Raw genomic sequence first — 10,510 nt, 5'->3', positions numbered from 1 at the left:
ACTAACTGGTAATCTCAGCTACGTAAAAAATCATCCAGGGGATCAGAATGTCGGCAATACAGGGGATTGAAGGGGTCATCAGCCAGTTACAGGCCACGGCGATGTCAGCAAAAACGCAGGATATGCAGCCACAACCGACCGTGAGTTTTGCCGGACAACTGCATGCGGCGTTAGACAGAATCAGCGATGTGCAAACCGCGTCCCGTACGCAGGCTGAGAAATTTACCCTGGGTGAGCCGGGCATTGCGTTAAATGATGTGATGACCGATATGCAAAAAGCGTCGGTATCGATGCAGATGGGTATTCAGGTGCGTAATAAACTGGTGTCGGCGTATCAGGAAGTGATGTCCATGCAAGTTTAGGCTACATAACCTAATGATATTTATTGTTAATATCCATCCGATCCTACTGCATGGGGCATGGGTGGGGCAAACTCACTCAATTTCTGGTTGAGTATGAGTACCTGGTCCTGGTTGTTTTCTGCCATCCAGGATTCGTACACCCGGTAAACCATTTGCGCGTCGGTGTGGCCCATTTGCTTCGCGATGAAGTTAGGGTTGGCACCGGCAGCTAACGACCAACATGCGTAAGTGTGTCTTGACTGGTATGCTCTGCGATAGCGAATACCTGCACGTCGCATTGCCGCCTCCCACGATTGGTTGATCGACCCTACAGCGTAATGATGCCCTGCACGGCCATTACGCGATACGATTTGCGGGTTGAACACGAATGTGCATGGATGCACATCAGTACGACCGTATTCACGAAGCTTAACCTCAACTTGATACTGCTTGCCCAGCCTGGTCATTTCAGCCTGGTTCTTCAACACATCGATGGCTGGCTGAATCAGGTTTATGATTCGATCAGTTCCTGCCTCTGTTTTAGGAAGGGTGAACTCCTTCGTTAACGTGTGGTTGCGACGAATCATCATAGTTCCCGCTTTCAGGTCGATGTCTTCCCATGACAACGATACCAGCTCTCCATGCCTCACCCCTGTGTACACGGCCAGCGACCACATGTTTTTCAATTGCTGATGAGTACATGCATTAATCATTCTGACGAACTCCTCTCGTGTGAGCGGATCTGGTTCAGTGCGTGATCGTTTGAGCATGGAAATGCCGTTAAACGGATTCGCCTTAACATAACCACTGTCCGCGGCGAAGTTAAACATGCCTGACATGGTTCTCATGTAGTTGTTGACGGTTCTGACGGATCTTCCTTTTACTGGTGTCTTCTGTCCTGTCTTCAATACGTGATAGCCGGTTAGCAACTCCTTCCTGATAAACAGCAGGTCTTCCTGTGTCACCGCAGATACCAGCTTGTCCCCACCAATTCTCGGTATCATGTTGCGCGCTATAGATGAATAGCGAGACATCGCGTTGGTGCTGATCTCCATGCGCTTCAACTCAAGCCATTTATTCGCCAACTCGAGCACGGTGATTTCCTTATTTTCAACTCCAAATTTCTTCAGATTCGGTGAGTCCGGGAACTGAGCCGCATAATTGAAGTTGCCGGTCTTTATCGCGAAGCACACCGACGCGCGCAGCTCGCCAGCGATCTTCCTGTTTTTTGGTGTATCCGGCACGCCGAGGCTTTCACGCACCCGGCTGCCTTTATAGATGAACCATATGCGGAGCGTACCGCCATGGTTCTCCACGCCTGTTGGGTATGCTGACTTAGCCATTATTCCCTCCTGACGTCCAAGAGCCAGCTAAGCATAAACGGATCTTCATTGGCGCGCACCCGGCTGTTTCTTTGACATGCTCTCAACCCACTGGTCGACAGCCTTTCTGTTGTACATGCACTCGCTGTTTTTCTTAGGCACTCCGTCAGGGGAAACATGCAGATATTCCCGTCCGACCATCCAGCAATTTTTACGGGCTCGCTCGATAGTGCCCGGGCGAAGGCCGGTAATCTCGACGAGCTTTTCTTCGGTTATCAGCGATTACGATCGTGAGCGAGCGATTGAACTGCTGACCAAATATGCAATTGAGCACTGCGATAAGGTTGCCGCCTTACGCAAGCTTGAGAGCGATGTTAAGCCAAAGGTAATGCAAGTTCTCGCAACTTTCGCCTTTGCCGATTACTCCCGGAGCGCCGCCAGTACCAGAACGTGCGACTGCTGCCATGGCAATAAGTTTGTCGAAGCTGAAGTTATGACAATGAAACACATGGGACGACCACACCTTAGCGAAAAAAGAGAGATGGTTAAGGTGCTTTGCCACAAGTGCAAAGGGAAGGGAGTTCTGACCAACGCATGCCAGTGCAATGGCAAAGGAACAGTGTTAGACAAAGAGAAAACTATTCTACAACGCGGAGTCCCTGCATATAAAACCTGTTCACGCTGCAACGGTCGGGGATATGCCAGATTGCTACCTGATAGCGTCCGTAAATACATCTGCGCGACGGTGATGGATATACCTGAAATCACATGGCGCAGGTCTTACAAGGATTTCTTTGAAAGCCTAGTAGGCGAGTGTATCAAACAGGAAGAGTACGCAAACCAGATGTTGAACAAAGTCACGCGGTAGTGAATATTTTCTATTAAATAGGATTTATCTAGAAAATTACACTTTACAAAGTGGCGATTTCTGTTTAATCTGAACTCAATGATGGAGTAGTGCATTCATTCAATGGCCCTGAGTTAATATCTCGGGGCTTTTTTATGACTAAGATCAATGAATTTTCTTTGTGAAACCATGATGATCCAACTCCCCGAATTACTTGAGGATGATTAAGGAGGTTTCCTTTGGCAAACTTTTTGAAAGTCCCCTTGTGTAATCCGCTAAAGCCATAAAGCGGAATCTGGGTTAGGGGAATGGATAGTGCAAATATGTGGTACCTCACACCGATGCCTGTGGCTGGCTTGGGATTTGCGCGAAAGGCAGGATTACTCGGATTCAGGTATGCGTTAGATGTAACGGGAGACCCCCGGCGTGTACTCAATATACAACTGAATGCCCTCCACTAATTAATAGGCCCTGGCAGAAATGCCGGGGCTTTTTTTGTTAGATATAAATTTCGTTGTTACCAACGATGGTGAAGGTGTCCTTCGTTGGCGGATTAAGTTGAAGGTCCGACGTAAGTGCAGCCACACTGGTTGCAGTCGTAGTAATTACATAAACGTATACATCAGGGTTAACGTATGGACCATAATGATTGACCGCACCTTTGCTAACTGGGTGAAGTTGAGGTGTTAATTTATGCCTCTCAACTGCAAATTTAAAAATAGCATCTCTATCACGGTGAACACGAAAGACATTCATAGTCGAACCTTCTTTTTGAGTTGAAAGTAAGGTTATCGACCGCATCAAATTAAGCTTTAAGTCTTTTAATAATTATCCTTTCTGAAAGCGCATCTCACCAAATACCAGACAGACAAAACCCTCACCTTACCCACTGTGGCTACGGTGCTGTGCGCTTCCAAAAAAGAAAACCCAGCACAATGGCTGGGCTTCGTGAAGATGGGTGGCTGTTAACTGCTCATGATAACTTCTTTACAGATACCTCTGCCTCATAACCAAGAAGGTATAAGGCTTGTTCCAGCGTCTCGACTTTGGATGCGTGACTAACGTCAAGAAGCCGGTCAATCTGCGGCCCTTTCTGGTTTAGCTTTCTGGCTAAATCAGCCTTACGCGTACCGGTGTTAATCATTGCATTGTGCAATGCAGCTTTCATGCAGATCAGCACAGGAAGATGAACGGTGATGACCGTCGAAACCTGGTTGGACGTTACTCTGCAATCCTGCTTCAGATTAAGGACAGCAAGCAATGGTATGAGGAAGTCGACAAGACAGTCGTTGGACGCCTTCAGGAAAAGGCACTTGTTAAGTTAATCCCTGCATGGGAAGCGCAGATCGACCCGATTAAATGGGACGATGACCCAGAAAGTGAAACGTTTGGCGAAGTAACGATGTACTCGTTTACTGAGTTGCCTGTCGACGGGAACTTCGATGCGCGACCGGGGCGAATCATTAACGTGCATCCTGATCGGGTAATCATCCTGGCTGAAGGTTCAGATGATGGCGTCATGACGTCAGGTAAGTCACTGCTTGAGGCCGGCTTCAATAAGTTGCTGGACATCGAGAAGGTGAGCGGCGGGGCTTCTGAGGGATTCCTGAAGAACGCCAGCCGACAGCTTAACTACTCATTCAGCGAGAAGACGAACTTCTCCGCTCTTGCCAAGGCACTTGGCGTGGCGGAAGGGCAACTTGCTGAGGCTCTGGATCAGCAGGTGCGCCGCCTGAACGACAGCACCGACAGCGCCAGCTTTATGCAGGCCGGTACTGCCGAGGTATTAAGCGTTCCAGAAGCCGACCCTGAGCCAACATGGCGCACAGCACTGAGCGAGTTCTGCGCGACCGTTCCAATACCTGTGAAAGAGCTTGTTGGGATGCAGACGGGTGAGCGCGCCAGTACCGAAGATGCGAAAGGCTGGGGGCGCACCAGGATGAGCCGACGTAAAGGCTTCCTGACTGACGTTATCACTGACGTGGTTTCTCGCTTCTGGATGCTTGGCATTATTCCTCCGGCGCAGAATGAGGAAATTACCGTTGGTTGGTCTGATCTGCTGGCGCCTAGTCAGGCAGAGAAGATTGCCAATATGGATAAACTGGCGGACGTGGCAGTGAAATCAACGAATGCCTTCGGGCGTTCGGCTATCACTGAAAACGAAATCCGCACTGCTGGCGAATTACAGCCACTGCCTGAGCTTGATGATGAGGTTCCGCCTGATGGCAACAAACCAAAGCCTGATCCTCTGGCCGACCCTCAGTCAGAAGCCGAAAAGTCCGGTGATACCACGGTCGAAAGTTGACCCAACGATGTCGCGTAAGCCAGTCAGCAAGATGGAGCGCGACATTGAGGATCGGTATTACGCGATTAAGGTGGCCATGAAAGCGCTGCTCGACCAGCGTCTGATCGGGAGAGAGCGTGAGGTAAATAGCCATAACTGGCATTTCCTGTGCCATGTTAACGGTGACGAGCCTACGCTTTACCAGGTCAACGCTGGCAAGTTTATCTACGACATGTCGGCGCAGGAACTAGCTGACCTGCTTGAGGCAGTGCAGGCCATTCTCGATGACCACTTGCTGGAAGGTGGCGAGCAAAACCTCTGGGCGATGGATTACGTCGTCGCAGAAGCGCAGCGCGGCACGCTGGAGGCCTTCAACAACCTCTCGCAACAGTCGCAGGTGTACGCCAGTCAGACGACGCTAAAGCAGCTTTTAAGCAGCCCAGGACACCTTAATCAGGTGGCGGCGGCCAGGCTGACAACCTTTAGTGACTGGAAGGTCATCAGCGACACTGCCCGCGGCGATTTAACCAACATCATCACCGATGCGGTCGCGCGTGGGGTTAATCCTCGCGAGACGGCCAGCGTCATCAGCAAGCGTCTCGATGTGTCCATGTCGAAGGCAAAGACTATCGCTCAAACTGAACAGGTCGGCGCGCTACGGCAGGCACAATGGAATGAAACGGACTGGGCTGCTGACCGGCTGGGGCTGAATACCGGACTGCTGTGGTTGTCGGCACTCAAACCAACAACGCGCACCTGGCACGCCAGCCGTCACGGCAAGGTCTACACCACCGAAGAGGTGCGGGACTTCTACGCCGAGAACGGCAACCGGTACAACTGTTACTGCAGCCAGATTCCGGTGCTGCTCAACGACGACGGCAGCATATTTAACGAAGGGCTGGCTGATAAGTTGGCGAAAGAGCGTAAAGATTGGAATAAAAAAGGCGATAATAAACCTCAACATTCAACGGAGGTTATATGAGCCATAGCATCAAGCAAGTGAAGTTCGACTGGAAGGAAATGTTTAAGACAGATATGGAGATTGCTTTCAAGGTCACGTGTGTGATTACTTTAGAAAACGATGTATCTGTTGAAGCTAGTGAAATCCTTAAAATGCACAAGGGCCTTGTAATGCCAGTTTCAAACGGTCAACAATCAGGCGTTAACGCGATTGAAATGCAGGCTCTAAACAATGCCAGAAATATTTTAAACACACTTATAAATTAAAATACACCTCGTATTGTTATCGGCCCAGTAATTAACTGGGCTTTTTTATTGCCCGAAATCCACAAATGAGGACGCAACGTGAAGCTATCCAGCATCCATGTTAAATCCCTCGCCATCAATGCCTCCAACATCTCAACGACCACCATCAACGGTCAGGAACACTACGTCATTCGTGGTGCGGTCCCGATCGTCGATGACATCGTGATGAATGGCGGCCTGTACCCGGCGGAGGAGATTAACAACAGCTACCAGACGATGGAGCGCAAGTTAATGCCGATCGGCCACCCGATGGTGAACGGCAAATACGTTAGCGCCAACGACCCGCAGGCTGTCAACGATTACTACGCCGGGGCGTGGGCTCAGAACGTCAGCAAGGCCAACGACAAGGTCGTGATGGACGTTTACGTCAATAAGGCTGTGGCAGATACCAAACCTGACGGTAAGCGCCTTATTCAGCGCCTGGACGACATGATTAGCGGCAATAACGCCGAACCGATTCATGTTTCCACCGGTCTGCTGCTGAACAAAGAGCAAAAGGCAGGTGAGTCGAAGCAGAAGAAGTACTCCTGGGTCGCTCACAACATGCAGTTCGACCACATTGCGATCCTGCTCGACGAGCCCGGCGCCGGTACGCCGGATGAAGGCGTCGGCATGTTCGTCAACGCTGACGGGCAGGAGGCCGATGTTGAATCGACGAGCCTCATCGATGCCGCCAACAGCATGAAAGACGGCTGGTGGAACAAAGTGAAGTTCTTCATCAGCAACGCTTCAGAGATGTCATTTGACGATATCTACCAGGCGTTGCGCATGTCCATCAAGCAGGACGACAAAAAATGGCGCTATCGTCGAGCAGGAAGCGGAGAACCCAAACAAGCTTGAGATAGTAGGATTCCGTAACGAGTACCAGGCTCGGGAGAGGGCGTTACGAGAAACAAAGCGTCTGATTTACTCACGGGTGAAGATGAACGCCAAGGTGTTCGAGGATGGGATCATTCAGGTCGGCAGCGTTATTCAGATGCCGGACATCTACGACAGCAACCAGCAACAGGGGTACATCACCGGTCGCACCGGAAATAACTTCGATACGAGCGAACCAATCAAGTTTACCGGAACGATGTATGTTCTGGTTACTGACAGTATGGGAAACCCGACACTACGTTATCCGGCAACGGCACGCAGCGACACTAAATACGGCTTCATTGCAGCAATACCCTCCATTCAGCTCAATATATGGAACGGAGACACCGTACAGCTCCCGTCGCGATATCTAATAGCCACTGTGGAGGAACTGGACAGCCAGCTGTGGACAGTCAACAGCATCAAACCCAACACAGATAACACTGTATCTCTGACCGTCGCAGAGTACAGCGACTCAGTCTACGAATAAGACCTTATCCAAATAACACAACCCGGCCACAGCGCCGGGTTTTTTATGGAAAAAATATGAGCACTACACCAACTAACCAGCCAGTTCCGAGCGAAAAACCGCAAGATCTGAAATTCAACGCCGGGAAAATTGATGAGTTTGTTACGTCAATGGCCCAGCAGTACATCGATCGTTTTGGGAATGCTCATTACACGATTGAAGGTCTTAAGCAGTTAACACTCCAGCAGATCTACAATCTCGGCTGGAATCTGGCGGGAACATTTCAGGGCGGTGGGACCGTTACTGCTGCTGGTGATGTACTGCAGGATACGTCGACAAATGTCTGGTACCGATGGGACGACCTGACAACATTGCCAAAAACGGTTCCGGCGGGCTCTACGCCAGAATCATCAGGTGGGACAGGTGAAGGAAAATGGCAGCCAGTAGATATCAGTGATGTCTTGAGAAAAGATTTAGCGGCAGGGACAGGCTCCCTTCTTGTAGGATACGATCTCAACCAGCCATCATCACAACTTACCAAGGTAGACAGAAAGCTCAGAAACTCTATCGATTTGGCTGCTGATTTTGTTCCTGGCGGGGTAATTACAGGTCAACCAGATCTGACTACAAACCTACAGGCTGCTATTGTGGCCGCGCACACTTTAGGAATTCCAGAGGTAACAGTCGTTGGTGATTTCTATATCTCAGATATGGTGTTGCTATATCCTGGTGTAACCATTGTTGGTGGAGGGTATGACAAAACATTTATCAGAGCCACTAACAGCTTTCCTGCTGGCGGAACAATGATCCGCGGCATACGCCCATCGGGATGGGGGCCGGGTGCTCACAATATGGGGATTCGTGATGTTTACCTGGTAGGGAGAAATGCAAAAGATATTAATGCTATTGATATCAATGATGCTTCTTACCCCAGATTTACCCGTGTCAGAATGAGCCTATTTAACAATGCACTATCCATTAATAAGTGGATTGATGATACTCGCGTAACTACCGATGGAGTCATCACATACCCTAACGCTGTTGATACATCTGCAGGAGGACAATGTTACTTCGGAATAGTAGAGCAATGTTATGCCGGTGACAGTGTTCGATGTGTTAATTTTAACGGATATGTAAACAGATGGACCTTTATAAGCAACACGTGGACAGCAAGCGATCTTGCTTACAATTTCAGTAACCCTCGCGGGGTGTATGAAACTAATACCTTCATGACCTGCAATATTGAAAGTGTTGGTAGTGCTTTTGAGTGGTTTTTCTCGATAAACTCTCCTTATCATAACGTTTGGATAAACACCAGTATTGATAACGGCAACCCAGCAATAACGTGTCAGGCAAAAGATGGAGGTCGTCAGACTTTTATTGGCCTTGCACTTTTTCCTTATGGGAACCCAAGTCTTGTTAACTGGATCAACGTGAATCCAAATGGTCATCGCAGTACTGTATTAGGTACTGACAACGGCGAAGACATTCCTGATAACCAACTGAAAACACAAGTAAGGGAAGAGTTTCACACTCTGGTTGGCGTGTTCAACAAGGTCTGGGGCAGTGCGACGATTAACACTACAGTTGTAGGAAGTGGCGGAACAGTTACAACATCAGTTTCTGTTCCTGGTTTGAAGAGTGGTAGCGCAGTTATGTGGAGCATGGGACATTTATATGCAGGGCTCATTGTTCAGGTTTCATCTGCTGCTAACTCTGCAAATGTACAGCTTGTTAATGTTGGCTCCACAGATATTGCTGTAAATACAACAATCGAGATAACTGGAATGAGCAAAAGTTTCTTATGATAAACCTTCCGTAAATTAAATGGCTTTATGAGGCAGTTGTTTAACAACATTCTCATAAAGCCAGAAAACCTATTCCTTTCTAATATTTTGATAAAATCCCTTCCATGGGCCTACTCACATATAATCTCACAAACTAAATTGCACTTGTGTTTTTTATCATGATGGTTTTAAGCATCATCCTAGCAAATCTCACGAAAAACACTTCTACTGTATAGTAGAGAATGGTTGAAATAAATATTGAAGCCAGCAATATTAGATATAAATTAGAAAAACCGTGAGCCTGAGAGTAGAGAGAACCAGGAATTATACCGGTTGGTAATATGTTCATGACAAGAGCATGCGTAAGATATAACGAATAAGAAATATTACCAAAATAGCTTAGTGTTGGTGAGTAGTTAACCTTGCATGTCTTCTCAAAAAGAACTAATGCCAATAACAGAATTGCCGCATATACACCACAACTTAAAGGACCGTGACCACCATTGTATCCAGTAACATAGAAATATGAAAATAAAGCTATGGCTATAATCGCAGCAATTCGTGTGTAGTTATTGCTTATATTTATTTTAGTTGAAGCATAAATTTTATAAATAACCATCCCAATAATAAATTCAAAGAACATGGGAGATGATAAAACTCTGGCCATTCCTAACCAAATACTATGCTCTTGATTTGATGCAATAGTTATGCTTGAATAGCCACTAAAGTTAACACTTCCATTAAAATAAAGGTTTGTACCTAATACAATAGATGCAATTAATAACATGCAAATATACCCTCTATATTTCCATGATAAAGCCAAGGATATGTAGAAAAGCATATAGAAGATGATCTCAAACATCAATGTCCATGCTGTGAATATAATTGTATACCCAAACCAAGGAGCCTCTGAGAACAAGTCAAGATTTATGAATAACAAAGATTTTAGTAAGTTTACATCAAACGGTCTTCCCTGAAGGAATACCAAGGCAAATAAGCAGACCAAATAAACAGGGTAAATTCTAAACAATCTTTTAATTATGAATGAGAAAGACGACTTATCCTTCTCAGTTGATAGCATAATAACAAATCCGCTTATCATGAAAAATAAGTCAACACCAATATAACCATTCCCAAAAAGCAATTCACCTAGATTGCTTTGAGCATATACATTACTAATTTCGCCTCTTGCATGGTAAAGTACCACCAAAAGCGAGGCAATACCTCTCAAATACTGCAATGATAATAGCATGAGCATACTCTTAATGAGTTAAGATAAACCTTTATAATTTATCATGGATTGTAATTATGTGTCTATTAATTAATAATTTACAGC

The 10,510-nt window shown here is 47.1% G+C and carries 9 protein-coding genes and 3 pseudogenes; 8 read left to right on the top strand and 4 right to left on the bottom strand.

All coding sequences use genetic code 11. The annotated features are described in order from the left end of the window. Positions 1-47 precede the first annotated feature (47 nt). The gene (gene fliE / locus BZK40_RS23205) at positions 48-362 is read left to right on the top strand and encodes a flagellar hook-basal body complex protein FliE (RefSeq protein WP_079935374.1); all 315 of its coding nucleotides are present in this window, start codon (positions 48-50) and stop codon (positions 360-362) included. Between the two features lie 26 nt (positions 363-388). Here fliE and BZK40_RS23200 read toward each other — a convergent pair whose 3' ends face one another. After that, positions 389-1,684, bottom strand: a complete 1,296-nt coding sequence (locus BZK40_RS23200; RefSeq protein ID WP_079935373.1) for a tyrosine-type recombinase/integrase — start codon at positions 1,682-1,684, stop codon at positions 389-391. Between the two features lie 45 nt (positions 1,685-1,729). Continuing rightward, positions 1,730-1,942: an excisionase family protein gene (gene xisR, locus BZK40_RS23195; protein WP_079935372.1), complete on the bottom strand. Its 213-nt coding sequence runs from the start codon at positions 1,940-1,942 to the stop codon at positions 1,730-1,732. Between xisR and BZK40_RS23190 the strand changes: the two genes are divergently transcribed. Then, on the top strand, positions 1,893-2,531 hold the full coding sequence (locus tag BZK40_RS23190; RefSeq protein WP_253193196.1) for an antitermination protein Q: 639 nt from the start codon (positions 1,893-1,895) through the stop codon (positions 2,529-2,531). The genes xisR and BZK40_RS23190 overlap by 50 nt on opposite strands. A 952-nt stretch (positions 2,532-3,483) precedes the next feature. On the opposite strand, the pseudogene BZK40_RS24915 reads toward BZK40_RS23190, so the two are convergent. Beyond that, positions 3,484-3,708 (bottom strand): annotated as a pseudogene (locus tag BZK40_RS24915) (type II toxin-antitoxin system HicB family antitoxin); the annotation flags it as partial. On the opposite strand from BZK40_RS24915, the gene BZK40_RS23175 reads away from it, so the two are divergent. From BZK40_RS23175 to BZK40_RS24685, 6 genes and pseudogenes are all read left to right on the top strand, one after another. Beyond that, complete coding sequence (locus tag BZK40_RS23175; protein ID WP_253193194.1) at positions 3,697-4,815, top strand: anti-CBASS protein Acb1 family protein; 1,119 nt, start codon at positions 3,697-3,699, stop codon at positions 4,813-4,815. The pseudogene BZK40_RS24915 and the gene BZK40_RS23175 sit on opposite strands and share 12 nt — an antisense overlap. Further along, the gene (locus BZK40_RS23170; RefSeq protein ID WP_095533180.1) at positions 4,751-5,776 is read left to right on the top strand and encodes a phage minor head protein; all 1,026 of its coding nucleotides are present in this window, start codon (positions 4,751-4,753) and stop codon (positions 5,774-5,776) included. The genes BZK40_RS23175 and BZK40_RS23170 overlap by 65 nt, the downstream gene beginning before the upstream one ends. Further along, the gene (locus BZK40_RS23165) at positions 5,773-6,021 is read left to right on the top strand and encodes a hypothetical protein (protein WP_079935369.1); all 249 of its coding nucleotides are present in this window, start codon (positions 5,773-5,775) and stop codon (positions 6,019-6,021) included. Before BZK40_RS23170 ends, BZK40_RS23165 begins: the two co-directional genes overlap by 4 nt. Positions 6,022-6,099: 78 nt before the next feature. Beyond that, positions 6,100-6,864, top strand: a pseudogene (locus BZK40_RS23160) (DUF2213 domain-containing protein); the annotation flags it as partial. Beyond that, positions 6,854-7,408: pseudogene (locus BZK40_RS23155) on the top strand (host specificity factor TipJ family phage tail protein); the annotation flags it as partial. The pseudogenes BZK40_RS23160 and BZK40_RS23155, both read left to right, overlap by 11 nt. A gap of 56 nt (positions 7,409-7,464) precedes the next feature. Next, complete coding sequence (locus BZK40_RS24685; protein WP_172111212.1) at positions 7,465-9,195, top strand: tail fiber/spike domain-containing protein; 1,731 nt, start codon at positions 7,465-7,467, stop codon at positions 9,193-9,195. Positions 9,196-9,328: 133 nt separating this feature from the next. Here the strand turns inward: BZK40_RS24685 and BZK40_RS23145 are convergent, their stop codons facing one another. Then, positions 9,329-10,426, bottom strand: a complete 1,098-nt coding sequence (locus BZK40_RS23145; protein WP_172111210.1) for an acyltransferase family protein — start codon at positions 10,424-10,426, stop codon at positions 9,329-9,331. Positions 10,427-10,510 lie beyond the last annotated feature (84 nt).

Source organism: Citrobacter portucalensis (assembly GCF_002042885.1).
In the GTDB taxonomy this organism is placed as follows: domain Bacteria; phylum Pseudomonadota; class Gammaproteobacteria; order Enterobacterales; family Enterobacteriaceae; genus Citrobacter; species Citrobacter portucalensis.
This window is presented reverse-complemented; position numbering and strand designations above follow the sequence as displayed.